The sequence below is a fragment of the Paenibacillus sp. IITD108 genome (genome assembly GCF_036541265.1).
Classification (GTDB): Bacteria; Bacillota; Bacilli; order Paenibacillales; family Paenibacillaceae; genus Pristimantibacillus.
This window is the reverse complement of the sequence record NZ_JAZHCT010000014.1, coordinates 1-26310: the sequence shown is the minus strand read 5'-3', so window position 1 is coordinate 26310 and position 26310 is coordinate 1. Positions and strand designations below refer to the sequence as shown.

Sequence of the window (26310 nt, the reverse complement as noted above, 5' to 3'; positions counted from 1 at the left end):
GTAGATAACAGTGAAGTCCGTTTATACTAGAGTTGGAGCAAAGAAGGGAGTTGTTCATGCTGAAGAAGATCGGAGTAATGTTCATACTTACGGTATTTATGTTTACTATTTTCAATGATGGCAGAGTACTTGCTTATAATGCACAGCTGCAGCCATTCAAGGATGAGGAATTTGATTATTCCAGGGAACCGATATATACCCTTGCAGCTATGGGCATTATTAATGGCTATGAGGACCTTACCTATCGGCCAGCAAACGATTTATCCAGAGAAGCCTTTATAAAATTACTAGTAACGGCAAATGAACAAAAAGATGATAGAAAGACAGGGAAGCTTCCGAAGGATGTCGCCTCTAATCGTTGGTCAGCCTCTTTTATTTCAGAAGCCTATGAACGGAATTGGCTGGACGGTTTAGTAGATTCCTCCGGCAATTTCTATCCAGCGCAAACGATTACTCGGCAAGAGGTAGCATTGCTGGTAGGTAAAGCATTGCTGGCAACGGAATCTAACGATGCTCAGCTCAAATGGTTAGACAGCGGCTGGAAGAAAGTCAAAGAGTCGCGGAAATTTAGAGATCAAAACGCAATTAATAGCGCTATGCAGCCTTATGTCTACTATGCTGTGCATAGAGGGGTTATGGAAGGAACGCCGACGGGGTTCAAACCACAGGAGCCATTAATAAGAAAACAAGCCGCTGCTGTAATTTTTCGTTTGTTGGACCGCAGCGCAGCAGCAAAAAAGATAGATTTTACAGGGTATTATGCGATCCGTTCTTACGAAGCAGTGAAGCATATTAACAAATTGAAGCATATGATTTTGGGATGGTCGCATTTGGAGTATTCTGGCCAAGGTGATGCCAAGCTTAATACAACGGCAACTGTCAACCGGATTCCTGAAGGCTTTGAAGAGGTTCTGGACGCGGCTAAGCAGGGGAATGTATCTAGAGAATTGATGGTCTTCTATGATCAGTCCAATTTGAAAGATTTTTTGAAGGATAAAGAAGCGCAGAGCAGCTTTATTGGCAGCCTGATAGCTGTGCTGCAAGATCCGGCATATTCTTTTACAGGCGTAAGCATTGATTTTGAAGGCTTAAAGGATGCTGCAAGCGCACCTGATTTTGTTAAATTTCTGGAAGCATTAAAGGAGCAGCTTGATTTCAAGCATACTTTGTCTGTTGCTGTACCGCCCGCTGAATATTACAAAGGCTATGATATGAAAAAGATAGGTAGCATTGCGGACACTGTTGTTTTGATGGCCTACGATTTCACCCATAGCAGCAGCAAGCTGCCTTCTGCTCCGTTGCCCTTAGTCAATGAGGCGATCGTGGAGGCGCTGCAATCCGTGCCAAAGGAAAAGCTGGTGCTCGGTATTTCGAAACAAGCTAATCAGTGGGTTACTGCTAACAATGGAACCGTATCCTTGACCAGCCCAGCTATCGCTGATGTTGAGAAACGGCTGGCGATGCCGGGTGTAACAAGCACTTGGAAGATGCCTTACTTTTTGTGGAATTCCACCTTTACTGACGAGCGGGGCAGTCATGAAATTTATTATGAAGACACGCAAAGCATCGCCAAAAAAATATGGCTTGCAAAGTTTTATAATTTAAAGGGCGTTTCGTTGTGGCATATGGGCCACTATACAGCCTCTGATTGGGACATGATCGGTTGGGAAACAGGGAATTAGCACTTATTCAAATATAATCCGGCAATAGAAGAAGATCGCCACCGCCTTGAAAGAAGGCAGGGGAGGCGATCTTTTTATTTAATGCAACTCTAACGAATAATAGGAGACTGTCGATTAATTGTGGGCAACGGAGAGCAAGAATGGGAATGGAGAAGCGTCAGCGTCCGCCTTTGTAGGCCAATTTTATCCTTTACAGGGGTTATTTCATCAAAAAAGTTGGACTACAACAGCGGTCGGAATCCCAATCCTGATCGTAGCAACATCCCTTTCGCCTGTTGCCCAATTAATCGCCACCTTAACCTGTAAAGGATGGATCCTGCTAAAGTGCAGGATTTTTTTAGGATTAAAGACAGTTTGAAGGGAACTCCTGTTAAAATACAGGATTTTCAAACTTTATTGGCTAAAAAGGAGACTGGAGCCCATTAATCCTGCAAAAACGCAGAATTTTTCAAAAGTACGGCAGAAATAGAGAAAAATGATGCGCTTTTGCATCATTAACTAATGGCTGACGATACTTTACCGGCCGAGGGGGGCTTGTGCTTGTCTATTTCCAGTCGGGCAAGCTTGATATAATGTCCAGTGTTTTTGGGAGAGGCAGTTGTGTCACAAGAACAGCAGCTCTATCGTTATATGGAAAAGACCGTATAGGAGTGATACAGATGGAGATGAACAAAGACAAGGACAGCGTGCTTACTATTGCAGTGATCGGTGGCGGATATGCAGGCATTCATGCTGTCATGGAAATACGGAAACGATTGGCAAACGACCGCATGGAAGGAAGGGAAGTAAAGATTGTTTTAATGGATAAAAATCAATTTCATGTTAGAAAAGTGTTGTTGTTCAAACCTGCAGCATCGCGAAGCGATATTATTATTCCATTTCAGCAGCTGTTGCCGAACGATGTTGAACTGGTTCAAGGAACGGTTACAAACGTTATTTCTAGAGAGAAGGTTATTAAATATGTAGCGGCAAGCGGCATAGAGCAACTGCTGCCCTACGATATTGCAATTATGGCAGCTGGAAGCATAGTCAGGCGACCAGATAAAAATAAAGGCGGAATTGCACTTTCCTCGCTTGAAGATGCGCTGCAAATCCGACAAGTTTGGACTCACAATTTGCTAAAGGCTGGAGCTGAGCAAGACGAAGCGTCTCGTAAAGGACTGCTAACTGCTGCGATAGCTGGGGCAGGAATAAGTGGTATTGAAACTGCGGCAGAGCTGGCCTTTTTTATGCGCCGTGAAGCTGAGCACGCGGGAATAAATCCGGATGAGATTCGTGTTCTGCTGGTTAATTCCGGAAAAAGGCTATTTCCGCAAGGCTCTGAAAAAGCGGGCATACGGCTCGAAAAAATGCTTCATGAGCGAGGGATTCAAGTTATTCATCAGGCAAGAGTAGATGAGTTTAATGAAGGTACGCTATTGCTTGAGAACCATGAAACTATAGCAGCAGGCCTTTGTATTTGGACCTTGGGCTTGATACCGCATCCTTCGTTGAGAAGCTGGGGCTTGCCGCTTACGTCAGACGGATATATAAAAATTGACAGCTGCTATCGTGTTGCAGGCGAATCAAGCTTGTACAGTATTGGAGATTGTGCTGCTGTTTTTGACGGACAAAGCGGCAAACCGGACGGAAAAACCTGCAAGGAAGGCATTGCGCAAGCGGCAAGGCTGGCGAAAATTATCGAAGCGGATTTATTGGGCAAGGTGGCGCCCGCACATAAGTCTTTTATGGATTTCTTTTGTATCGGCTTAGGCCCGGAGCAAGGAATGGCTTGGACTCGGAAGTGGGGAATCGATATGATGATAACCGGGAAATTAGGCTCGAAGATTAGAGCTTTTACATGGGATTCTGCAAGTCTTCTTGCCCAACGGAAGGACGAAAGAGGATTTGTAATGCAACAAGAGGAATAAATTACGTGAGAGGGGTGAGTAACTTCATGCAAGACAGTCAGCATTGCAATGAAAGAAAGTATAGCTGCAGGTCGCAAGAAACAAAGGTTTGGTATGAGGGCTATAAGCCGCTGTTATTTTCATTAGCTTATCAATTAACCGGTTCAGTAACGGATGCTGAGGATGCGGTTCAGGACGTTTTTTTGAAGCTGTATGAAAGGCATGAAGGGGATGCGATTCAGCTTGCAAATATGCAATATCCAAAGGCCTATTTATGCAAAATGGTAACGAACCGCTGCCATGATCTGATGCGATCTGCCCGAAAAAAGCGCGAGCAATATTACGGTCAGTGGTTGCCCGAGCCTGCAGATTTAGAGGCTATACCGTCTTATGAAGAAGCAGAACAAAAAGAAATGCTGTCTTATGCAGTGCTTGTTATGCTGGAGAAGCTTTCGCCTCCTGAACGGGTCGTATTCGTCCTTCGCGAAGCGTTTGGTTTTGAATATGCAGCAGTTGCTGCGATATTAGATAAAAACGAAGTGAATTGCAGAAAAATGTACAGCCGGGCAAAAGCGAAGATGGGATTAATAAATGAGCCTGCGGCGAATGATGCGGAAAGTGGATTGCCTGAGCAATTGCGCAAGGAAGCTGTGAGCGAATCATGGATCAAACAGTTACTGTTCTGCTTGCAGCAGGGAAAGGCAGAACAGACCGCAGCATTGCTGTCACAGGATGTTGAACTAATTTCTGATGGTGGCGGGCAAGTTACGGCAGCGCTTCATCCTATTGTTTCGCGGGATTATGTGCTTCGCTTCTTGACTGGAATTATTAGAAAAGCAGCTACAGACACTAATCTTGTCGTAAATAACAATTTAGCCATCCGGTATTTAAATGGTCAGCCAAGCGTTATTTTCCAGTCCAATGGCAAGATAGATACAGCAGCTATGCTGCATATGGAAGATGGCCTACTTAAAAGGATCTATTTGATACGCAATCCGCAAAAATTAAATAAAGTGGGGCTGTAAAGCGGCCCCAGCATATCTATACGAAAAAGCTCAGCAGCTATTGCCGGGCTTTTTTGCTGCTCAAAAACGTCGCGAGGTGAGAATGAGTTTGGATAGCTGCACCAAAAAAGTGTATTGACGCCTGCCTGTGTTGCATATATGATAATAGTAATCATTACTATTAAATAAAATAATGGCTTGCAGGTACAGGAGGATACGACATTGCGATTGAATGTCATCATTCCATTAAAAGGTGAGTCGCTGGGAGCCTCTAACACAACAATCGGAATTATTATGGGGGCTTATTTGTTTACAACGATGTTTTTCCGGCCATGGGCAGGCCGAATGATCGATAAGTATGGCCCTATTGCAATTTTGCGTATAATTCTTGTTATTAATGGTGCAGCTCTAATTTTATATACATTTACTGGCTTGGAAGGCTATTTTATTGCCCGCATGCTGCAGGGAGTCTGTACTGCTTTTTTTTCTATGGCATTGCAGCTTGGAATTATCGACTCGCTGCCGGACGATGAGCGTTCGCAAGGCATTTCGCTGTATTCATTGTGCGCTTCTATGCCGGCTGTTATAGGCCCGCTGCTCGCACTGGGCCTGTGGCAAGCAAATGATATGAGTGCTTTCACAGTGGCTATGATTGCCATTGCGGTACTTACAGGAGCGGCAGGTTATACTGCTAAAATAGATAAAAATGATGCGGTATCAGCTGCGAATCCGTTGGGACAGCAACCGACCTTGCTTAAATCGCTTGGACAGCTGGTTGCAAATCGGCATTTATTTAAATGCAGTTTGCTTATGCTGACGGCTTCCCTTGTATTTGGAGCTGCAACAACCTTCATCCCGCTATATGCCCCGCAAATCAAATATGGAAATGCAGCTGTTTATCTTATGATACAAGCAGGAATGGTTGTGCTGGTTCGCTTTGTATGGAGGAAGAGAATGCCCTCAGACGGCAAATGGCATTCATCTTTTGTAATTACAGTCATGCTCATATTAGCAGCAGCCGCGCAGAGTGTAAGCTTTTCTGCATGGGGTGGTGCTTTATTTTTTTATGCAGGCGCGGGTTTGATGGGAGTTGCCCAGGCGCTTCTCTATCCCACGCTGACGACTTACTTATCTTTTGTGCTGCCGCAGCAGAATCGCAATGTATTAATGGGATTATTTATTGCAATGGCTGATCTGGGCGTTTCGCTAGGCGGTGTCTTAATGGGCCCGGTTGCGGATATTTCTTCTTATTCCTTTATGTATATGATTTGCGCTATTATTTGCTTGTTTATGCTCTTTTTTTCAAAAGAACGACGTTAGAGCTTAACGACTTTACCAAAGCCTCCGTTAGATGTTTTATTTATCAGAAACTTTAGTCCTTACTAGTTAGTTAATATGAAACTAAAGGCATACTAAACAGCAAGCAGAAAGTTCCATTTTTATCATTGTGGAAAGGAAAGCATACATCTATGTCGAAGAGGAGATTATTACGATATAAATGGAGGAAGAGACATAGCTATGCATGCAGTTTACAAAAAAAGAGTGAATGCTGTTTTATCCATTATGCTATCTATGGCAGTACTGCTCGGAAGTCTATTCATTACTTCAGAGCGCACTTATGCGGATGATTTCGTTGAAGAAATTAAAGGCGAGTATCAAGCACTGTATAAGGAGTTTAGCAATCTGTATGAGGAGGATAAGACACAGGTTAGTAAAGAGTATAACTGGCTGTTGAATATTCTGACCGGCGAGCAGGACAAGATGGCGCAAATAGTTGACGCGGATTTGAAGTATTTGACAGAGCTATTTAAAGAAGATTTAAACCAGTTAGAAAGTAAGTATGGGAAACAGAGGGAATATCGCGAAAAGCTGAACGAGTACAGCAGACAAATGAATCCTAACTATTCTTCTAGTGCGATGTGGACGTATAACATCACGATTAATAGAAACTATTCGTCAAGTACGCATTGGATCTTTAATAAAGAGATTAACCCCAACTATAGCTCAAGCACGATGTGGAGCTACAAAAATGCAACCAATCCCAATTATTCAAGCGGTACGATGTGGGCCTATACGAATGCGTTCAATCCTAATTATTCCTCCAGTCTAATGTGGGGACTTAGAAATGAAAGCAACGCCAACTATTCATCAAGCACAATGTGGAGCTATAGACTAGGCTATCTTACTTTAGCGGAAGCACGCGAGAAAATGGATAGAGCACTTACAAAAGGTACAAAAAATTTGCAAGAAGCTCGGGATAATTATATGTCCTCGATCACTAAAACCCGGAAAAATTCGGTAGTTACATTATTTGAGCTTCGGGATAAAACAGCGGACAAGTTTTTGAAAACACGCAAGGAAACAGTGGAAACGATTCAAGCTATTCGAGAAAAGCATTTCGGCAGCCGCTTGAAGGTGGAGTCTATTGCAATTAAATTCGATCCTATTAAAGTTCTAATTAATAATAACTTAATTTCATTTGAACAGCCTCCGGTCATTAAAAATGGGAATACATTGGTGCCGATGAGAGCAATATTCGAGCAGCTAGGCGCTACTATTAAATGGAACCAGGAGGAATATTCAGTCACCGCAACTAAAGGCGACCAAACGATTTATTTGAAAATTGGTGATAAAAAGGCGCAGCTAAATGGCAAAACGATTGAGCTGGATGTGCCGGCGCAAATCGTAAAGGCGAATACGATGGTGCCAGTCCGTTTTATTAGCGAGTCGCTGGGCGCGCTTGTGGAATGGGACGACATGACAAGAACGGTTGTTATTTCAAAAGAATAATAGAGTATTGAAGAGAGCCTGGGAGGGATTAGCCTTCCGGGCTTTTTGTTATATCTTATTAAAATTGAGAAGCGCATGAATTGAGAGTTCTAATATTTTGATTTGTTGAAATAATTTACTTGGAGTAGGTGTAGAAAGTGAATCAGTACAATTTTCAAGCGAAAAACACATATTAAATAAATTAATTCAAATTATTATTGACTTAGTAAAATATTTAAATTAATGTATTGCTTGTAAAGCACAAAATTAAACATCAGGCCGAAAGGGGGGGGGCAAGCGCCAGTATAAGAAAACAAAAGAAAGCGCTTTCTGTGTTTTTGGACGTTCAACATGTTACTTATAGGAGGGGATTTTGTGACGGCTAAATTTTTCAAAAAAAGCGTTCTTGACATTCTCACATTTCTAGTACTGCTATCAGGGGCTCCAATTCTCGGCTCTTCAGGTGTCACAACGGCTTCTGCACAAAGCAATCTGGACATTGAAGGCCATTGGTCAGCGAACGTTGTAAAACGGTGGATACAAGAGGGGCTGCTTAACGGGTACTCTGATGGTACGGTGAGGCCTGACAAGCAGCTGACGCGCGGTGAATTTATTGCTTTCATTAATCGTGCATTCGGATTTGAGGAAGAAGGCACTATCACCTTTACAGACTTATCTCCGACTCATTGGGCGTATAAAGAAGCAGCAAGAGCCATCCAAGCAGGTTATGTGCAAGGCTATCCGGATGGAACGATCCGTCTCGAAAATAAAATTACAAGACAGGAAGCAGCGGTTGTTATTGCGCGTGTGCTGAAGCTTTCTGATGATGCTGAATACAAGGAAAATACATTCTCCGACTACGACTCTATTCCGGAGTGGAGCAGGCTGGCCATAAATAAGCTGGCAGCGCTTGGCATAATGCTTGGCTCAACGAATGGCAAGTTCAACCCGCAGGCGCCTATGACAAGAGCAGAAGCCGTCGTTTCTCTGGATCGGGGATTTTGGCAAAGCTCCTATTCCTACATCATTACAAAGCCCGGTGTATATGACTTTAAAGATCGCAGTGCAATTATTTATAAAAATGTAATTATAAAAGCCGCAGGTGTTACATTGCGAAATGTAACAATCGAAGGGGATTTGCTGTTATCTCATGAAATAAGCGAAGGCGATACTAACCTGGAGCATGTTAACGTAAATGGCAATGTCACAGCTGCTGGCGGGGGAATCTTGCGTATTGATCAAGGGGAGATTCAATCGCTTGTTATTCCTGAAGGCAGCTTAGGCATTCATATTAATCTGGGAGAAACGGCAAAAATCGTTTCGTTAACAAGCTTTGTGGTTATTCATGTTTCCGGTCAAGGAATCATTGAGACTGCGGTATTAAGCGAAAGCGCCAAAGGTTCTACTTTTGAGAGAAACCCGCTGAATTGGCCTGCAACTTCAACAGGCGGGAGCGGGGGAAACGCTGGTACGCCAACCCCGACACCTACAAAAGATTTGAAGCCCGTCGTCAATGGCACGGCAGAGGCTATCGTTGTAACAGCTGATAATGCAACAGGACAAGTGGCGACCGCAGCAAGTAAATTAATCGAATATGTACAGAAGTCGACTGGTGCATCTCTCCCGTTGATGTCGCAGTCTGCTGCTGAGGGTACAACTGCTGCAGGGAAAACACTTATTTATGTTGGATTTATCGGTGCTTCTGCCGATGAAACGGCAATTGAGTCTGCACTAGAAGGATTGGATGACGATGGTTTCGTGATTCATTCTGAGAAAGCTGCAAATGTAATCTCAATAATCGGACCGACCGATTGGGGTACTGAATTTGGGGTATATGAATTTCTCGAGCGATATGTCGGCGTTCGCTGGCTAATGCCTGGACCGGACGGTGAGGATGTTCCGCTCAGTATGAATCTTTCTGTGCCAGAAGAACGTGTAGTTCAAGAGCCTTCCTTCATTTCAAGAGCATATGACTCCAATATCGAGAACACGCCGCATCGTATGGCTTGGACACGATACAATCGCATGCATACGAGAGTAGAGCATAATCACATTTTTTGGCAAATTATGCCCGCCTCTAAATATCAATCACAGTATCCGGACTTCTATCCGACAGACAATGGACTTATTAATTCGCATGGAGGCTGGCAAATATGCTTTTCCAATCCAGATACTATTGATTTTGTAAGTGATCTTTTAATTGAATACTTCAACAATAATCCGAATGCAAGCTCTCATTCACTTGCTGTTAATGATAACGGAGGCTTCTGTGAGCAAAATCCAAGCCATCCGTCTTATACAACCGAGATGAATTCGATCGGGTTTACGAATATGTCTAACATTTATTACGATTGGGTGAATCAGGTTGCGGAGCAGGTGTTGGCCGTGCATCCTGATAAATATCTTGGAGTCATTGCTTACCACGAAGTTTACGATCCGCCTACCAGTGTAGTGCTTCATCCGAACGTTATTGTTTACATAACGGATGAGCGGCTTACTTGGACTGATTCTGAGTTGGAGCAGGAGAATAAAGCTTTTACAGAAAGCTGGAAAGCTGCAGCGCCGGGACTTGCTTTTTATGAGTATTTGTACGGTACGCCTTATCCATTGCCACGACCTTATTTCAATCAAATGGATAAGAACTACAAGTATGCAGAAGAGGTAGGCGTAGTTGCTCATTTTACAGAGCTTTATCCGAATTTCGGTGAAGGACCTAAGGCATGGCTGGCTTCTAAATTACAATGGGATGCGAGCGCAGATGCTGATGTGCTGCTTGATGAATGGTATATTCGTGCAGTTGGGGAGGCAGCGGCAGCAGATCTAAGGCAGTACTTCGAAATATGGGAAAATTTCTGGGAAGTGAGAATGCTGGATAGCATTTGGTATGAAAACTGGAAAAACGCTTCACCGAGAAGAAATTTCTTGAATTTCTACGATTCTTCTTATATTAAAGAAGTGACGGAGCAAGAAATAACGTTAAGCCGAAGTCTGATGGAGAGCGTAGTGCAAAAGGCAGTGACCCCGCAGCAGCAAACAAGGGCCAATATTTTAATGCAAGCCTTTGAATACTATGAAGCGAATGTATTAAGTTATCCTTCGGATGCTCCCGTTCAAGAACTCACATCCTCTAATGAAGCTATCGCTTTGCTGGATGAAATGCAAATTAAAATGGAAAAAGCGGAATACAGAATTCAGCTTTATGAAAGCTTTAAGACAGATGAAGTACTGCAGCAGCCGCTTGATCCGAGGAATTACGGCATGGGTTGGTCAGGCGTTAGAAGCGAAGAAATTGACGCACTGATTCAATGGGTTAAGGACGAGAGGGATAATGGCGAGGTGCAAGCTCATATTGAGAGCATAATTGCAGAGACAAATTCTGAGCTCACAAAGCATTATATGAAGTTTGTTATTGCGGAAGCAACTGGACAGCAGGCACTCAATGACAATATCTCCTTTGAGACAGGGATAACAGGTGACATTGATGATTCTCCGCCTTGGTGGTATTGGTTTGAGTATGGACAGAACGGAGACAATGCACACCGAAGCAATCTGCAAGCAAGAACTGGAATTTACAGTATAGAAACGGTCGGTCTCAAAATTGGCGGTCCGGTTGTGGATGGAGTCGAGATCGATCCGGGCTATCACTCATTGAGTGCCTACTATTATGTGCCTGAAGGATCAACTAGTAATGGCAATATATCCTTGTTTATTAATTTCTGGGATGCAAACGGGAACCACTTAGGTAATGCGATTACGATGAATAAGCTTGCAAGAAATAATGCTGGTAAGTGGTCATTAATCGAATGGGTTGGAGAAATACCAAGCAAAATCGGAGGAGTTCCTGTAAAAAAAGTGCAGTTCGGCACGAATATCTTTGATTTCGCAGACAATGAGCTTCTATATGTCGACGATTTCAAGCTGCTCCGATTGAGTGCTCCGTATGTCCCTTCGCCGGGGGATGACGAAGAGGACAGTGATGTAATTAATCATAACAGCTCATTTGAATACGGCAATGCTGGCGTTGAGGATGCTCTTCCTTGGTCATACTGGATTGACGGCGCCATTGGAACGATGAATAGAAGTAACGAGCAGGCGCGGACAGCGGAGTACAGCTTGAAAATATCCGGAGTGAGCGTAGGAGCGCTTAGTCAGATCGTAGCCGCGCCTGAATCAGGCACCTATACAGTGAAGGCTTACTACTATGTGCCAGAGGATCAAGCAGTGAATGGAAAAGTAAAGCTGTTTATGCACTTTAGAGATGAATCACATGGACATTTGGATACCATACCAACTGTGCATGAAGCTGTAAATGTACAGCCTGGTCAATGGAATTTGCTAGAGTGGACGGGAGTTATTCCGTCTGAAATAGGCGGCATCGGGGTGAAACATTTGCTGCTCGGTATCGAGGCCAAAGACTTTGCAGCTGGAGAGAGCGTCTATATCGACGACATTGAATTGACTAAGCAAATGTAAGGCAGTATCTATGTATGAGTTGCCTCTTAGCCTCTAATAGAGGTTAAGAGGTAAATAACAGATTAGGGGATTGATTCAGTTGACTCCATTAAAATTAAATATTGTCGATTTTCCAACAGAGCTGCAAGAAGGACTGGACCCAATATGCGGCATGCTAAATATACAGTTAGGTGAAGGAGGTATTCCTCTTCAGCTTGAAGCCATTGAGCATACAGAGTTGGAGGTCGATTTTGACGGATGGAATGGAAGGATTGGCTCTAGCGGAGCACTACAAGCTTCTGGAAGGAGAGATTAGTAAGCGGATGGATTGTTGTTCGGTCTCGCGGCGAGTACTGGAGCTGCCCTCTAAGCTTTGCGGTGTGTTAGGGATGAAGGCGGATATGGGCATTCGCCTTAAAAAGGCCTACGATTCAGCGGACGGTGAAATGCTGTCTTTTATTGTGGACCAGGAAATTCCTGAATTGCTGGTGAGGCTTGAGGAATTGCAGGAAACGCATTATAAGCTGTGGATGAATGCCTATAAATCATTCGGATGGGAAGTGCTGGATTTACGTTATGGCGGTGTAATTGCTAGATTAAAGACGGTTAAGAATAGAGTCAGCCTTTATCTGTCAGGTGATATAACAGAGCTCGAAGAACTGGTGGAGGAAAGGCTTTATTTTGACGATCGCGCTCGCAGAGGAACGGTCACTGACTATTTTACTGCCTATCATCGTATGGCGACACCAAATATTTATTGAGCTATTAGATTGGTGAAATTGCAAGCTGCAAGTAAAAGGTGTAGTTTTTTGAAATTCGAATTAAATAATTTATTTTTTCGACACCTATCATAACTTGCTTTAGGGGCGTGTCGTACTGTCTTTTACAGCATGCTTCCTTAAAGAACATACAGGGAGTCGTTTTATAGTATAAATTATTTTATAAATATATTAATATTTTATATTGACAAAATAAACTAATTTATTTTATAGTAAAGCTGTGCTCGACACTTAATTGTGAGGGGGGAAGCTTGCTAAGTTAATGAGGGGCTTCAAGGACGGCATCATGAAAAGGCATACATGGATATGAATGAGGAGGGGTTACAATGAAAAAGAATGCCAAATTAACGCTGGTACTTGTATTTGCACTTATCATGACATTAGTTTCTGCTTGCGGCGACAGAGGGGGAAATGAAGGAAATTCGCCTTCGCCGACATCTGCAGCTACAAATACCGCAGAACAGCCGTCACAAGATGAGGTATATCCCGAGAACGGACTTTCTAAAACGGAGCAGGTTTCTTTAAAAATAGGTATTGATGAAAACGGTTACGGCAGAGCGTGGCTGGATTATGCGATTGATAATTTTACAAAGAAATACCCGAATGTAAAGTTTGAAATTAATGCGTCACCTGCTATCTATGACATGATTAAAACTAAAATTGCCGCGAATAGCGATACAGACATGTTCGATCTTTTTCCTGGCAAAATTGATTCCAATAGCGTTAAGCTGATCGACGCAGGAAAGTATGAGCCGATTGATGAGCTGTGGGAAAGAGATGTTCCGGATGTGCCGGGCCTGAAGCTGAAGGATGCGTTGCTTGATGGCGTTTACGATAATAATCCGAGATATAAAGGGAAATCGTACAACGTCCCAGTAGGCGGTTATACAACGGGATGGTTCTTCGATAAAAAGCTGTTTGAGGAAAATGGCTGGAATATGAACCCTCAAACCTGGGATGAATTTTTGCAGCTGATGGAAACGATTAAAGCAAAGGGCGTAACACCGATCGTCTATGCAGGTGTCTATCCTGAATATTTCCATACCTTTGGCTTTGGGCCAAAACAGTTTGAAATCGCTGAAATCAATGGCACTTTGGATAAGCTTCTTACAGATTTCCGAAGCATGACGTTGCCGAAGTATTCCAGTGCGGAAAATATTGCAGCTTGGGAAAAGATGGCCGAAATCGGCAAGAAGGGCTATGTAGCTAACGGTGTCGCTGCGATCAACCATACGCAATCCCAGATGATGGTGCTGCAAGGTAAAGCAGCGCTTGTGCCGACTGGCGATTGGGTTGGCAATGAAATGAAGGATGCTACACCGGAAGGCTTCGAATGGGGCTTTATGACGATACCTGTTGGCAACGATCCTAATCAGACGAAATGGATTATGAGTGATTATACATCCGGCGGCTACGTCGTTTGGAGCGGCAAGCCAGACTTGAACAAGAAGTGGGCAAAGGAATTTTTGCTTTCACTTGCAACGCTGGATCAACAAACCTATATGGTAGAAAACGCTGGAATTTTCCCGGTACGCAAAGATTTTGCTGACGATGCGGCGCGTATGGAAAAGGTGCAAAATGCTCCTAAAGCGGTCATGGAGTATTTATCTAAAAATAAGGTTCGTTCGGAGTCTATGAGAATAGATGTCGTCATTGACCATCCAGCTGTGAACAATGCGACTAAAGTCATTCAGGAAGCAGCGAATGATCTAATTACAGGGAAAAAAGAGATTGCTCCTGTTATGGCGAAAGCAGATGAGGTTTTGAAGGAAGCTATCGACTCTGTAAGTAAATAAAATAAAAGAAATTGTGGTAGGCTGACTAGATGAAGTAAGGGGAGCGCTGCTCCCCTTGCAAGCTTTTGTGAGGATGGTGATGAAAGGATGAAGTCAGGGTTTTTAAACCAAAAGAGACAGAAATGGCTGTTTCTAATCATAGCAATAGTACCTTCTTACGCGGGTTATCTGCTCTTTACGCTATATCCAAACCTGATGTCATTTTTTTATGCGTTTCTGAAGTGGGATGGCATAACGGAGGCTAAATTTATCGGCTTGGATAACTTTGTCTATATGTTCAAAGACAATTATGTTTGGCGGGCCCTGTATCATAACCTGATTCTAATGATCACACTGCCTATATTAACGGTCATCATCTCTTTAGTGCTTGCTTATTTGCTTATAAATAAAGGCTATAGAGAAGCTCCCTTTTACAAAGTTTTATTTTTCTTCCCAAACATACTTTCAACCGTTGTAATTACGCTTCTATGGGTATATATCTACGATGGAGCTAACGGTTTGCTTAATGGAGTATTGCGGATTTTAGGCTTTGATAATGGGGGATATTACTGGTTGTCTGATCCCGGAACAGCGCTTTGGCTGCTGCTTCCTCCAATGATTTGGGGAGCGGTCGGATTCTATGTCGTTATTTTTATGAATGCTATGAAAAGTATTCCAAAGTCGATGTATGAGGCGGCTATATTAGAAGGTGCAAGTTATATGAACAGGCTAGTTAAAATTACGATTCCGCTCATCAATCCAGTCATAAGGGTAACCTTGCTCTTTTTATTTCTTGGAACGTTCAAGGGCTTCGAAATTATTTTAATTATGACGAATGGAGGGCCATCTGGCTCGACGGATGTTATAGGACTTTATATGTTTAATCAAGCGTTTGGGCAAGGTTCACAAAATTATGGCTATGCGTCAGCGATCGGCATGTTCTTGTTTATTATTCTTGTCGGCGGAAAGCTGCTAATCGATAAATTAATGCCAAATGATGATTTGGAATATTAAGCGTAATAACTTTGAAAATACGGGTGGGTTGCATATGACTAAGGAGTCATCTTTTATCGGTGATTTGCTTTGGAGAATCCTTTTGGCTGTATTTGCTTTATCGATCATACTCCCCATTTTTTGGCTTATATATGAGTCGTTAAAAACAAACCGAGAGTTTTTCCAAGATATTTGGGCGCTTCCTGCTCAGCTGCAATGGTCCAACTACACAAGCGCCTGGGAGAAATTCAAGCTGGGTCAGGTGCTGCTTAACACGGTCTATTATGTCGGGGTAAGCCTTTTTGCTGGTACCTTCCTTACTGCGCTGAACGCTTACGCGTTAACCAGGGTCAATTTCAAGGGAAAAAAACTGCTTTGGGCTTCCATTATGCTGTCTTTATTCCTCCCGGGCATTAATGCACTGGTGCCGCAGTATGTATTAATGCGTGACCTTCATCTGACAAACAGCTTGACCGGGCTTATTATTTTGGACAGCTTGGGGGAAAGTGTATTTTTCTTAATGCTTTTAAGCGGGTTTATGCAGTCATTGCCGAAGGAGCTGGAGGAAAGTGCATTTGTGGATGGTTCTTCCATCTTTCAAGTGTTTACGAAAATTATTTTTCCGTTATCTATGCCAGGTATTGTGACGGTCGCTATTTTTAAATTCCTCGGGTTGTACAATAACTTTCTTGCACCGTTTATTTATTTGGGTGAGGAGTCAAAGTACACGATGGCCGTCAATATGTATTTTGCCCATAAAAGGATGCAGTACAGCTCGGATTGGGTAACGTTGTTCGCTGGTCTTGTCATCACGATGATCCCGCCGATTATTATGTACATTTTGTTCCAGCGCAAGGTTATGGAGGGTGCTACATTGGGCGGCGTAAAAGGGTAATGGCTTTAGTGTGAGTTAATGAGGTTTTACTATTTAATCTTAGCAGTTTACAGGAGGATAGAGAGGCATGCCAAAATATAGATTAGAAGATAAGGTAATTTGGATAACTGGAGCAATGGGATTAATCGGTAGAGCCTCAGTGGAACATTTTCTAGAGGAAGGCGCACATGTTATTGGTACCGATTTGCAGGATCATACGAATGATTCAGCAGCGCTAGAGTGGAAAAGTAAATACGGTGATCGAGTGTCTTTATATGTGTCAGATGCAACGCTAGAAAGTGAAAATATTAAAATTATAGAAATCATAAAGCAGAAATATAATCGCTTGGATGGACTATTTCATAATGTATATAAGCAGATTTGGAAGACGATATCAGAGGCGAGCCTGCAGGATTGGGAGAACGTTATTCATGGAACATTGACCAGCACTTTTCTTGTCAACAAATATGCTGTTGCTACGATGAAGGAGCTAGGCGGTGGAGCTATCGTAAATACCTCTTCTGTGCTTGGCAAGATTCCGCTCAAAGATGGGCCGATTGCTTATAGCTCCGCCAAGGCGGCCATAAATCATATGACCAGAATTATTGCCGTTGAAAATGCACCTTATGCTATACGCGCCAATGCTATCATACCTGGCGATATTAAATCGGAAGATTACGCAAACCAGGATGTAAATAATTTGATTGGCAGAAGCGGACGGCCAGAGGAGGTTGCACGGCTTGCGGCATTCCTGCTGTCAGATGATTCATCGTATATAACGGGCTCGCTCTATTCAATCGATGGGGGCTTTAATCGGTAGCATGTTGGAACTCTCCATTTACATTTTCTGTTATAATGCTAAAGAGGAGAGTGGTAACTATATTAAAGTTGAAGGTTAAAAGGGAGCAGTTTGATGTACTTGCTAGGGATGAATTATTTGATGCTTGTTTCGAACCTATGCTGCAGGTTTACAAGCAGAGAATGGCAGAGCAGCCTATCGAGAATAGCACTGCGATGAAGGAGCAATTTTATCGGGAGCTGACGGACGGGCAGCGGGCGTTATTTACATTTCGCGCTTATTACAATCATGCGATTCAATCAGCTGCCGAGTATTATTGGTGGAGTGCCTATTTTATTGCACAGGCTAACATTTGGTCAGCAATTAAAGCGGGATTAACGTATTTTGGCGATGATAAGCTGCTCGAGAACATTGAGGTGACGGAATCGCTTCTTACAAACCGTATTCAGCCTGGCAGCCCCGATGAATTTAACGTTAAGCGTGAAGAGCTTGATCACGACAAGGAGCTTCATTCTTTGATAAGCGATTTGTATGATGCTTTTGTTGCAGCGGCTCCTGCTGCGATCCATCTAATCAATAATAAAATAGAACGTCATTACGATGACTTTATAGTAATAGAAGAGTAGCCTATTGGATGTGTGATGGTAACTTGGTAGACGAACCTGGTGTGTTTGCGTGGTCGTAACCATCTGGTCAGACGTTCCGCTATTGTGCTTAATTAGCTCCTTTTGGCCAATAAAAGTGACAGACGTTCCGCTATTGCTCAAAAAACACCTAAAAAGAGGCGGGAAATGCGCTGATAACGGAACGTCTGTCCGCGAAACTTCGAAAACAGTAAGTTTTGGGCAAATAGCGGAACGAGTGTCCAACGTCCCCATTTTGTTCAAAACCCGCCTCCAAATGCTCCGGATTCCTCACCGTGTGTCCCACTTTGTACGAAAAACCGTACAAATACCCGGGTTTATCAACCGATATCCAAATAAGCGACAACTTGATTTAGTTTTTCTAGTGCCGCAGGGGCAAGCTTCAATGTAGATGCTGGTTCGCCCGTACCTCCATAAATAAAGGGATAACGGAACAGCTCTCTATCTAAGATGCATGGCAAGGAAAGCACTAAAGAGACACTCCCAACCGTGTATCCCGTTATTTGTTGAACTTCTTTTGGGTTTGCCATTTTCAATTGGTCACAACCTATAATTTCCGCAACTTTATCTAAGTCCACGCGTCCACGGTTTCCAGAAACAATCATCGCGAAAAAGCCTTTTTCAGACTTGAGAAATAAAGTAGGCGCTGTCTGACCTATCTCAATTCCAAAGTGGTTCGCACCTTCCTGTGCAGTACGAAGCGGTTTATCGTGATGAATAATTTCAAATTCAACTTTTTCTTCTTGTAAAATCGCAATTAAATTATCCATACACGCATTCCTTTCATAGTTGAAAAATAGTTGGCTTAGCGGCTCCACACCTATCCGATTTGTTTTGCAGCAATTAAATATCTTTTTTTAAATAGTAATGGGTATGGCCTCCTGCATTATGGATCGTTCCATATACTTCAAAGTCTTGTTTTTTATAAAAATCCAATGCTTGAAAGCTTAACGTATCGAGCTTTATAAAATCGCATTGTTTTTCCTTAGCTATTTTTTCAGCTTCTAGCAGCAGTTTTTTTCCGTAACCGGATTTGCGCAGCTGCTCATCTACATATAACAAATGAACTTCAAGCCAGTTCCAGCATATTTCTCCAACAAGCCCCCCGAAAATATGTCCATCGGCATCTTTCAAGTACAGGCCTACCTCTTGGTATCTCCCGTTTAAATGTTCAGGAAAATGCTGGACGTTGAATGCGATTAATTGATTTCTTACATACTGCTTTGAAGTATCACTGGTTTCGTTGGATATATGTAATTCCATAGCGGATCATGCTCCTTTATATTTGAAAATAATGGAGATTTATAGTAATTTTAACATAACTAGAATTGAAGATATACCTGCGCTATTCATTCTGCCTGATTGTAAAAAATATAATATTTGCAAAATAACGAATGACATAGCCAGCCGGATTATGTTAATTGATGCCAGATTAAAGGGACGTGTAAGTCATTGTCTAATAGCTTAATAGAAGAGAGATATCGTGGGGATTGTGAAAAATGCTTCGGCTTATGCTGCGCAGCGCTGCCATTTGCCAAGTCTGCTGACTTTGCAGTGAACAAGGATGCCGGAACGCCTTGTACGAATTTACAGGCGGATTATCGCTGCGGCATTCATCGTGATTTAAGAAATAAGGGTTTTCGCGGCTGTACAGTATATGATTGCTTTGGTGCGGGGCAGCAGGTTTCTCAGTACACGTATAGCGGGAAAGATTGGCGCCAGAATCCCCATCTTGCAAAAGAAATGTTTGATGTTCTACCCGTAATGCAACAACTCTATGAAATGCTCGCTTATTTAAGCGAGGCTCTTCAATTGGAGGATACGAAGTCTATTCATGAACAGCTGTTTAAAGCCAAACAGGATATCGAACAGCTTACCAACCAAGAGCCGCAATTGCTGCTGGAATTAGATGTATCGAAACACCGTGCATATGTTAATGATTTATTCATTCAAGCAAGTCGTCTCGTGCGGTCAAAAGTGAAAGGTAATAAGGAGAACAACAAGCTTAATAAAGTTTTGAAAAGAAGAGATCATATCGGAGCGCGGTTAAGTGGCATTGATCTCCGGGGCGCTGATTTACGAGGATTTTTATTTATTGCCGCAGATCTGAGAGGGGCGGACCTTAGGTATGCGGATGTGATTGGTGCTGATTTTAGAGATGCTGATCTTAGTGGTGCTAATCTTAACGGCTGTATTTTTTTGACACAAGCTCAGGTGAATTCCGCCGCGGGAGATAAGCAAACCAGCTTGCCGCCTTCAGTAGAAATGCCTGAGCATTGGAATAGAAAGGCCTGAGCACCGGAAATAAAATAGCTTCGGGCTATGGCAGCAATGGATCGACGAGGAGCTACATTTTTTAATCGAACTGCTTGCCTTTGATTGCTGGGTCTTGCCTTTCAATGCTATGATGGTGTGAAAATCAGACGCTACTACGAAGCAGGGGGAACGTATGAATAAAACGAAAGTAGCTATTGTGTTGCTGGCCGCGAACTTGGTTGTAACGACTTATTACGGCTATACCATTAAAAAGGAACAGCAGCGAACCCGTGAACTTACAGAGCAGCGGATGCAGAATATGCAAAATAGCATTGCAAACCTCAATTACCAGATCATCAACGGTGTAATGAACGAACTGCAGTCACAATCTGAGAAAATTTCTGCCACTGAATATAAGATTAAAGAAGTCAGCTTTCCTCAAAAAACAGCTGTAGTCGATTTGTCTATAACTCTGAAAGAAGTTGCGCCTTCTGCACAGCTTTTGGTAGTTTATAAAACCGACAATGGGCAAGTGCAGGAAGCGCCGCTGACGGTTCAAAGCAGCCTTTCCTATAAAGCCGAGCTAAAGCTGCAGTCGGATCAGAATTACTTCTATAATATTATTGAGCGGGTAGGCGACGGAGAGCGCCAGTTGAATGCTTCAGAGCAGTTATTGCCGCTTTACAATGATCTTTATGGATCAAGGGTCTATGTGACAAGCACGGGCAGGAGTATTGATTCAGAACGGATGAGAATGGAATACTCGTTTACGGTTAAGGATCTTGGGATCCAAGGCACAAGCTTCAAGAGTGCGGAGCTAAGGGTGCTTTATGACAATGAGTTGGTAGAGGAGCTTGACATTACCAGTGAAGTAGAGCTTCAGGACGGAGATTATGCCTACCTGAGGGATAAGTATAATGTCGCGAAGGCCTCCGGGGAGATTGGCGAAGATGTAAGCCTGGAGCAGTATGGGCGGGAACATGGGGAAGGCCCTTCGAAAAACGATGGCGACCAGAACTATACCTACACGAGAACAATTGTGTTTAAGAATGACTATCCCGAATTAAAGCTGAACCGTGAAAACATGGACAGGCTGAGCTTCCAGCTCATTGTTGAATGTGAGGACGGGTTTATATTTAAGCAGTAGCTTCCGTTTAAGAGACTATGCATTTTATCCTTCGTATTGGTGTAGATAAATAAGTATTCATTGCCTTGTCCAGCATTGGTCAGGGCTTTTTTCTGTAAATTTTTATTGAAATGACTTCAAAAAGATGCTAAACTTCTCCAAACAGGAGATGATCTGATGAATGAGAAAATGTCGTTTCAAGCATTGAACAAGCATAAGCTGGTTGATGACGTAGTTAAACAGCTGCAGCAGCAAATTTCCAGCGGCAATCTCCAGGAAGGAGATAAAATTCCTACTGAGCCGGAGTTGATGGAGATGCTGGGGGTGGGCCGTTCAACGGTGCGGGAAGCGGTTCATGTGCTTGTCCATGCCGGATTGCTTGAGAAAAAGCAAGGTTACGGCACTTTCCTGAGAAAAAAGCCGACTATTCAGGAGCCGCTTGCGCAAAGGCTTCATCGCGCCGAGATTATTGAAGTGTATGAAGTCCGCAAAATGCTGGAGCTGGAAATTTCGCGTTTGGCTGCGAGCCGCCGTGATGAAGAGGATTTGCGGAAGATGCGAGAGATTTTGGATATACGCGGGGCAGCACTGAAGCGCGGAGATCGGGACCAATATGTAAAATCGGATATCGAATTTCATATGGCGCTTGCTATAGCGAGCAAAAATGCCGTCATCATTGACTTGTTCCGCACGTTTTCCGATGTTTTGCTCAATACTATGTATAAGCTGGAAAAAGAGTACAGCGAGCATGATCCTCATACTTATTATCACGAGCAGATTTATGAGGCTGTCAAACAACAAGATGCGGAGCTTGCTGTGAAATGGACGATCCTTAATCTTGACGGCACGTTAGCCGAGCTTTAAAAACCTGATAGAAAAACACTGCTGCCGCAGCGATAGAAAAGGAGCAGAAACAGGTATAAGAGAAGTGACAGTTTTTTTTGATAGTAAACATCAGATGATAAGATGAATGGAAGTGGGAGAGAGATGAAAGCTAGCAACAGCGCAGTACAGACAACCGTTTTTTCAATTTTATTTTCAATAAGTTTGGTGCATCTATTTAACGATGCGATTCAATCGGTCATTCCGGCCATTTTCCCTATACTCCGCGATTCGCTTAAGCTTAGCTTTGCGCAAATCGGCTGGATTGCGTTTACGTTGAATGTGACGGCATCCTTGTTTCAGCCGTTAATTGGATTATATACGGACTCCAAGCCAAAGCCTTTTTTATTGCCGATAGGCGTTGTGTTCTCGCTGTTAGGCATGATTGTTTTGGCCTTTGCAGCAGATTTTGCACAAGTTATATTCTCGGTCGTACTAATTGGGCTTGGCTCATCGATCCTGCATCCCGAAGCGTCGCGAGTAGCTTATTTAGCTGCAGGGCCGCGAAGAGGCTTGGCCCAATCTATTTTTCAAACCGGCGGAAATATCGGACAAGCGCTTGCCCCTATTTTTACGGCATTAATTTTCGTACCGCTAGGTCAATTCGGCATTATCTGGTTTGTAATTCCAGCATCCATTGCGATTATGGTACAAATATTTGTAGCCAGATGGTATCGGGAATATATGAGCGTTCAGGTTAAAAAGCCAAAAGCTGAAGTTTTCGTTAGCGGTAAGCTTCCTGCTTCTACCGTTTCCTATGCTATTTCAATTTTGATTATGCTGCTGTTTTCCAAATTTGTTTATACCGCTAGCATGAGTGGTTTTTACGCTTTCTATTTAATAGAAAAGCATGCCTTAAGCACCGCGCAAGCACAGATGTATATTTTCGCGATGCTTGCTGCAGGCGCATTAGGAACATTCGTAGGCGGACCGCTGGCAGACCGGATTGGACGTCGTAATGCGATCTGGTTTTCGATACTGGGTACAGCGCCGTTTTCTTTAATACTTCCGTTTGCTAACTTATTTTGGTCGATGATATTATCCGTGTTAATCGGATTTATTTTACTATCGGGCTTCTCGGTTATTATTGTTTATGCACAGGAGCTATTGCCTGGCAAAGTGGGGATGGTGTCGGGGCTGTTTTTCGGTATATCATTCGGTCTCGGCGGGATCGGTTCGGTTGTTCTCGGTAATTTAGCGGATTACACTAGTATCAGTTTTGTTATCAAGCTTTGTGCATACTTGCCTTTGATTGGCCTGCTTGCGGCATTTTTGCCTACGGATGCCAAGCTTAAGCTTCATCCTGCGAATAGCGAAGCGACGTTAGCTTCCGGGAACTAAAAAAGACTGGAAAGGAATGAATAGTATGAACGTGAACGAATTGAAAGAAAGCGCGCAAAAGGTGCAAATTGAACTGGCAAGAAGAGGATTTGCCAACGTAGTTATAGAGCTGCCCGGCAGCACTAGAACAGCGCAGGAAGCAGCTGACCAGATTGGCTGCAGCGTAGCGCAAATTGCCAAATCGATTATTTTTCGTATCAACGAAACGGACGAGCCGCTGCTCATAGTTACTAGCGGGACCAATCGGGTTAATGAAAAGCATGTCTCCAAAATGTGAATGTCAAATTATCAAAGGCGGATGCAGATTTTATTCGTGAAAAGATCGGATATGTCATTGGCGGAGTGCCGCCTATCGGACATCTGGCTCCAGTAAAAACATTGATTGACGAGGATTTGCGCCAGTATGCTGCGATTTGGGCGGCTGGCGGTCATCCGTTTGCAGTGTTTGAGCTGACCTTTGAACAATTGGTTGATATGACAGGAGGACAAGTTACGGCAGTGGATCCGAAATAGTGCTGAACAGGCTGCATGGACGAAGATTTTTGTCGATGCAGCTTCGAGCATTGCCATGACTCCTCGGAGAGCCCTGCTTTACTACTGTTTATCCTTCCAGAGCTGCATCGGGTTTTCTTGTCCTTGCTGCAGCGGCATATGTACAATTTTTAATCCGCGGTCTTCTCTTGCATGTCTTAGATCGTCGTAAATTTGCTTCGATTTTCCCAAGCCAGCCTCAGCGGCATCCTCAACTGACGCGCAATAATAAATCTGGTCCATTCCAGCGAAATACATAGCTGTCAGGCACATCGCGCAAGGCTCACCGCTTGCGTACATCGAAAAGCCGGAAAGATCGCTGATTTGCAGCTTTTCCTGCCCGCGCCTTATAGCCAGCAGCTCCGCATGTCCGCTCACATCATGCTTGATATGCATTTCATTGACGCCCTCTGCAATAATTTCCCCATTCTTCACCAATACAGCGCCAAATGGCTGTCCTCCGCTGCGAACATTATCAGCGGCAAGCTCTACAGCTCTCGCCATAAACTTATTCATCAAAAGCCCTCCTTCGAAAGAAGTATACTGTCTTCATTATACACAATAATTTGACAATATCGTGTCTTTAGTCTGGTATGGCCGATTGTTAGCTATACTGGATAGATAAAGGTATATTGAATAGGATACGGCTTTTCAGGAGGAATCTCAGTGAAAACAATTGTAGTAGTTGGCGGCGGAATTACAGGCACTTCTACAGCTTATTATTTGCGGCAGAAAATGAAAGCAACAAGTCAGCAAGCCAGAATTGTACTGCTTGAGGCAGAGGCGTCGCTTGGCGGCAAAATAAGATCCGTTCATAATGGTCCATTTATAATGGAATCAGGTGCAGATTCGATCGTTGCCCGCAAGACGAATGTAGCTCCATTAATGGAGGAGCTTGGCTTGCAGGAGGAGGTTGTTTACAACGCCACTGGCGTGTCTTATATTTATCGGGACGGCGAGCTGAAGCAAATACCAAAAGATGCTGTATTCGGTATTCCGATGAGCATACAGTCATTGGCGGAGAGTGAGCTTGTTTCAGCAGGAGGCAAGGTTGCAGCGTTGAAGGATTTGTATACGCCGAATGAAAAGTTTACGAAAGAGCATTCGATCGGAGAGTTTCTGGAGTTTTTTCTTGGCAAGGAGTTGGTTGAAAAGCAGATTTCACCCGTACTGTCAGGCGTCTACTCGGGTAAGCTGCATGACTTGACCATTGCTTCCACGCTTCCTTATTTGCTAGATTACAAAAATAAATATGGCAGCATTATTCATGGTCTTCATGAGCATAAAGAGCAGTTTCAGCGAGCAGGCGATAAAAAGTTTTTATCTTTTAAAAATGGTATGTCAAGCTTGCTGGATAGAATGGAAGAACGGCTCGAGCAGGTTGAAGTATTTAAAGGAGTGCGGGCAGAGCAGCTTGAAAAACAGGGGAAGCGCTATATGGTTACACTATCCAATCATGAGTCGATAACAGCAGATATTGTTGTGCTCAGCACACTTCATACGGCAGCACAGCAGCTGCTTGACGATGCAAACCTTGATGAGTATTTCAATGAGCTGAAAAACAGCTCGCTGATCAGCATATATCTTGGCTACGCTATTGCTGACAGCGAATTACCTAAGGATGGCACTGGATTTATCGTAGCGGAGAACAGTGATCTGCAGTGCAATGCTTGTACATGGACAAGCCGCAAGTGGGAGCATACGTCGGAGAACAGACATTTACTCGTAAGGCTATTTTATAAGAGTACTGCTGAAATATATAGCAGCTTGCTGCAAATGACAGACGAAGAGAAGATTGAAGTCGCTCGCGCTGATATTAAGGCAAGCCTGAATATTTCCGCAGAGCCTGTTTCATATGAGGTGACAAGCTGGCATGAGACGATGCCGAATTACCATTTGAAGCATCCTCAGCTAGTAGCGGCCCTTGAGCAGCAGTTGGCTGAAGATTATCCAAATGTGCTGCTGGCAGGCTGTTCCTATTACGGTGTTGGAATACCGGATTGTATAGCTAATGGTGAACAGACAGCCGAGAAAGTAATAGGCCTGTTATAAACTATTATATTGGGACTGGATAGCGATTCTCTTTGAGCGTTTTAAATACACTAATCCAATTAGCATACAGCCTCAGCCTGTTGAGAAACCTCAGCGGGCTGTTATATTTTATTCATGTTGGCAGATCGGATGGTTTTCTCCGTTACCCTTCTCTCCGTTACCCTTTTCTTTGCTTACCAAATGTTGCTCACAAGGAATGGACATGGTCACACGTTCCGTTATTTGTCTGAAAACCGTCATTTTCTCAATTTCACGGTCACACATTCCGCTATACGGCTCCAAATGGGGCACTTTCTGCGATTTATGGATCAATAACGGAACGTGTGTCACTTTGCCACCTCAAAACTACGATTTTAGGCGTAATAACGGAACGTCTGACCATCTAGCGAAGTTGTCGATTCCTTGTAGACAGGGCAACAAGCAATATGGGATGGTTTTGAAATGTAACGAATGTCAGAAGCG

The 26310-nt window shown here is 43.4% G+C and carries 23 protein-coding genes; 20 read left to right on the top strand and 3 right to left on the bottom strand.

Going from position 1 to position 26310, the window contains the following annotated elements; translation table 11 throughout:
• The first annotated feature begins 56 nt into the window (after positions 1-56).
• From V1L65_RS13950 to V1L65_RS13890, 13 genes are all read left to right on the top strand, one after another.
• Entirely contained in the window at positions 57-1682 is a 1626-nt protein-coding gene (locus V1L65_RS13950) for a glycosyl hydrolase family 18 protein (RefSeq protein ID WP_331699790.1), read from the top strand.
• Between the two features lie 659 nt (positions 1683-2341).
• Complete coding sequence (locus V1L65_RS13945) at positions 2342-3592, top strand: NAD(P)/FAD-dependent oxidoreductase (protein WP_331699789.1); 1251 nt, start codon at positions 2342-2344, stop codon at positions 3590-3592.
• 26 nt (positions 3593-3618) lie between these two features.
• The gene (locus tag V1L65_RS13940; RefSeq protein ID WP_331699788.1) at positions 3619-4596 is read left to right on the top strand and encodes a sigma-70 family RNA polymerase sigma factor; all 978 of its coding nucleotides are present in this window, start codon (positions 3619-3621) and stop codon (positions 4594-4596) included.
• A gap of 201 nt (positions 4597-4797) precedes the next feature.
• Positions 4798-5895 (top strand): staphylopine family metallophore export MFS transporter CntE, encoded by a 1098-nt coding sequence (gene cntE, locus V1L65_RS13935; protein ID WP_331699787.1) that lies wholly within the window; start codon positions 4798-4800, stop codon positions 5893-5895.
• 198 nt (positions 5896-6093) lie between these two features.
• Positions 6094-7365, top strand: coding sequence for a copper amine oxidase N-terminal domain-containing protein (locus tag V1L65_RS13930; protein WP_331699786.1), 1272 nt, complete (start codon positions 6094-6096; stop codon positions 7363-7365).
• Positions 7366-7719: 354 nt separating this feature from the next.
• The gene (locus V1L65_RS13925) at positions 7720-11817 is read left to right on the top strand and encodes a DUF4838 domain-containing protein (protein WP_331699785.1); all 4098 of its coding nucleotides are present in this window, start codon (positions 7720-7722) and stop codon (positions 11815-11817) included.
• A 79-nt stretch (positions 11818-11896) separates the two neighbouring features.
• Positions 11897-12112, top strand: a complete 216-nt coding sequence (locus tag V1L65_RS13920) for a hypothetical protein (RefSeq protein WP_331699784.1) — start codon at positions 11897-11899, stop codon at positions 12110-12112.
• Positions 12048-12557, top strand: a complete 510-nt coding sequence (locus V1L65_RS13915; protein ID WP_331699783.1) for a hypothetical protein — start codon at positions 12048-12050, stop codon at positions 12555-12557. The genes V1L65_RS13920 and V1L65_RS13915 overlap by 65 nt, the downstream gene beginning before the upstream one ends.
• A 344-nt stretch (positions 12558-12901) precedes the next feature.
• Positions 12902-14371, top strand: coding sequence for an ABC transporter substrate-binding protein (locus tag V1L65_RS13910; protein ID WP_331699782.1), 1470 nt, complete (start codon positions 12902-12904; stop codon positions 14369-14371).
• Positions 14372-14458: 87 nt separating this feature from the next.
• The gene (locus tag V1L65_RS13905) at positions 14459-15364 is read left to right on the top strand and encodes a carbohydrate ABC transporter permease (RefSeq protein ID WP_331699781.1); all 906 of its coding nucleotides are present in this window, start codon (positions 14459-14461) and stop codon (positions 15362-15364) included.
• A gap of 34 nt (positions 15365-15398) precedes the next feature.
• The gene (locus V1L65_RS13900; protein ID WP_331699780.1) at positions 15399-16238 is read left to right on the top strand and encodes a carbohydrate ABC transporter permease; all 840 of its coding nucleotides are present in this window, start codon (positions 15399-15401) and stop codon (positions 16236-16238) included.
• Between the two features lie 67 nt (positions 16239-16305).
• Positions 16306-17037 (top strand): SDR family NAD(P)-dependent oxidoreductase, encoded by a 732-nt coding sequence (locus V1L65_RS13895; RefSeq protein ID WP_331699779.1) that lies wholly within the window; start codon positions 16306-16308, stop codon positions 17035-17037.
• A gap of 68 nt (positions 17038-17105) precedes the next feature.
• Positions 17106-17642 carry a hypothetical protein gene (locus V1L65_RS13890; RefSeq protein WP_331699778.1) on the top strand — a complete coding sequence of 179 codons (537 nt, stop codon included), beginning with the start codon at positions 17106-17108 and terminating at the stop codon, positions 17640-17642.
• A gap of 338 nt (positions 17643-17980) precedes the next feature.
• Here V1L65_RS13890 and V1L65_RS13885 read toward each other — a convergent pair whose 3' ends face one another.
• Together V1L65_RS13885 and V1L65_RS13880 are read right to left on the bottom strand one after the other, a co-directional pair.
• Positions 17981-18430, bottom strand: a complete 450-nt coding sequence (locus V1L65_RS13885) for an aminoacyl-tRNA deacylase (RefSeq protein ID WP_331699777.1) — start codon at positions 18428-18430, stop codon at positions 17981-17983.
• 73 nt (positions 18431-18503) lie between these two features.
• Positions 18504-18923, bottom strand: a complete 420-nt coding sequence (locus V1L65_RS13880) for a GNAT family N-acetyltransferase (RefSeq protein WP_331699776.1) — start codon at positions 18921-18923, stop codon at positions 18504-18506.
• Between the two features lie 189 nt (positions 18924-19112).
• Here V1L65_RS13880 and V1L65_RS13875 point away from each other — a divergent pair, with 189 nt between their 5' ends.
• The 6 genes from V1L65_RS13875 to V1L65_RS13850 all read left to right on the top strand — a co-directional run bounded on the left by V1L65_RS13875 (position 19113) and on the right by V1L65_RS13850 (position 23778).
• The gene (locus V1L65_RS13875) at positions 19113-19955 is read left to right on the top strand and encodes a pentapeptide repeat-containing protein (protein WP_331699775.1); all 843 of its coding nucleotides are present in this window, start codon (positions 19113-19115) and stop codon (positions 19953-19955) included.
• A gap of 154 nt (positions 19956-20109) precedes the next feature.
• On the top strand, positions 20110-21063 hold the full coding sequence (locus V1L65_RS13870; RefSeq protein WP_331699774.1) for a hypothetical protein: 954 nt from the start codon (positions 20110-20112) through the stop codon (positions 21061-21063).
• A 156-nt stretch (positions 21064-21219) separates the two neighbouring features.
• Positions 21220-21906, top strand: a complete 687-nt coding sequence (locus V1L65_RS13865) for a FadR/GntR family transcriptional regulator (RefSeq protein ID WP_331699773.1) — start codon at positions 21220-21222, stop codon at positions 21904-21906.
• 123 nt (positions 21907-22029) lie between these two features.
• Positions 22030-23265: an MFS transporter gene (locus V1L65_RS13860; RefSeq protein WP_331699772.1), complete on the top strand. Its 1236-nt coding sequence runs from the start codon at positions 22030-22032 to the stop codon at positions 23263-23265.
• Positions 23266-23290: 25 nt separating this feature from the next.
• Positions 23291-23542 carry a YbaK/EbsC family protein gene (locus tag V1L65_RS13855; protein ID WP_331699771.1) on the top strand — a complete coding sequence of 84 codons (252 nt, stop codon included), beginning with the start codon at positions 23291-23293 and terminating at the stop codon, positions 23540-23542.
• Complete coding sequence (locus tag V1L65_RS13850; RefSeq protein WP_331699770.1) at positions 23539-23778, top strand: YbaK/EbsC family protein; 240 nt, start codon at positions 23539-23541, stop codon at positions 23776-23778. Before V1L65_RS13855 ends, V1L65_RS13850 begins: the two co-directional genes overlap by 4 nt.
• Positions 23779-23859: 81 nt before the next feature.
• Here V1L65_RS13850 and V1L65_RS13845 read toward each other — a convergent pair whose 3' ends face one another.
• Positions 23860-24312 (bottom strand): nucleoside deaminase, encoded by a 453-nt coding sequence (locus V1L65_RS13845; protein WP_331699769.1) that lies wholly within the window; start codon positions 24310-24312, stop codon positions 23860-23862.
• Positions 24313-24462: 150 nt separating this feature from the next.
• On the opposite strand from V1L65_RS13845, the gene V1L65_RS13840 reads away from it, so the two are divergent.
• Positions 24463-25848: a protoporphyrinogen oxidase gene (locus V1L65_RS13840; protein WP_331699768.1), complete on the top strand. Its 1386-nt coding sequence runs from the start codon at positions 24463-24465 to the stop codon at positions 25846-25848.
• The last annotated feature ends 462 nt before the right edge of the window (positions 25849-26310 follow it).

Coding starts and splice junctions, on each gene's coding strand:
- V1L65_RS13950 (WP_331699790.1), top strand. CDS start 57: ATGCTGAAGAAGATCGGAGTAATGTTCATACTTACGGTATTTATGTTT.
- V1L65_RS13945 (WP_331699789.1), top strand. CDS start 2,342: ATGGAGATGAACAAAGACAAGGACAGCGTGCTTACTATTGCAGTGATC.
- V1L65_RS13940 (WP_331699788.1), top strand. CDS start 3,619: ATGCAAGACAGTCAGCATTGCAATGAAAGAAAGTATAGCTGCAGGTCG.
- V1L65_RS13930 (WP_331699786.1), top strand. CDS start 6,094: ATGCATGCAGTTTACAAAAAAAGAGTGAATGCTGTTTTATCCATTATG.
- V1L65_RS13910 (WP_331699782.1), top strand. CDS start 12,902: ATGAAAAAGAATGCCAAATTAACGCTGGTACTTGTATTTGCACTTATC.
- V1L65_RS13905 (WP_331699781.1), top strand. CDS start 14,459: ATGAAGTCAGGGTTTTTAAACCAAAAGAGACAGAAATGGCTGTTTCTA.
- V1L65_RS13900 (WP_331699780.1), top strand. CDS start 15,399: ATGACTAAGGAGTCATCTTTTATCGGTGATTTGCTTTGGAGAATCCTT.
- V1L65_RS13895 (WP_331699779.1), top strand. CDS start 16,306: ATGCCAAAATATAGATTAGAAGATAAGGTAATTTGGATAACTGGAGCA.
- V1L65_RS13885 (WP_331699777.1), bottom strand. CDS start 18,430: ATGGATAATTTAATTGCGATTTTACAAGAAGAAAAAGTTGAATTTGAA.
- V1L65_RS13880 (WP_331699776.1), bottom strand. CDS start 18,923: ATGGAATTACATATATCCAACGAAACCAGTGATACTTCAAAGCAGTAT.
- V1L65_RS13870 (WP_331699774.1), top strand. CDS start 20,110: ATGAATAAAACGAAAGTAGCTATTGTGTTGCTGGCCGCGAACTTGGTT.
- V1L65_RS13865 (WP_331699773.1), top strand. CDS start 21,220: ATGAATGAGAAAATGTCGTTTCAAGCATTGAACAAGCATAAGCTGGTT.
- V1L65_RS13860 (WP_331699772.1), top strand. CDS start 22,030: ATGAAAGCTAGCAACAGCGCAGTACAGACAACCGTTTTTTCAATTTTA.
- V1L65_RS13855 (WP_331699771.1), top strand. CDS start 23,291: ATGAACGTGAACGAATTGAAAGAAAGCGCGCAAAAGGTGCAAATTGAA.
- V1L65_RS13845 (WP_331699769.1), bottom strand. CDS start 24,312: ATGAATAAGTTTATGGCGAGAGCTGTAGAGCTTGCCGCTGATAATGTT.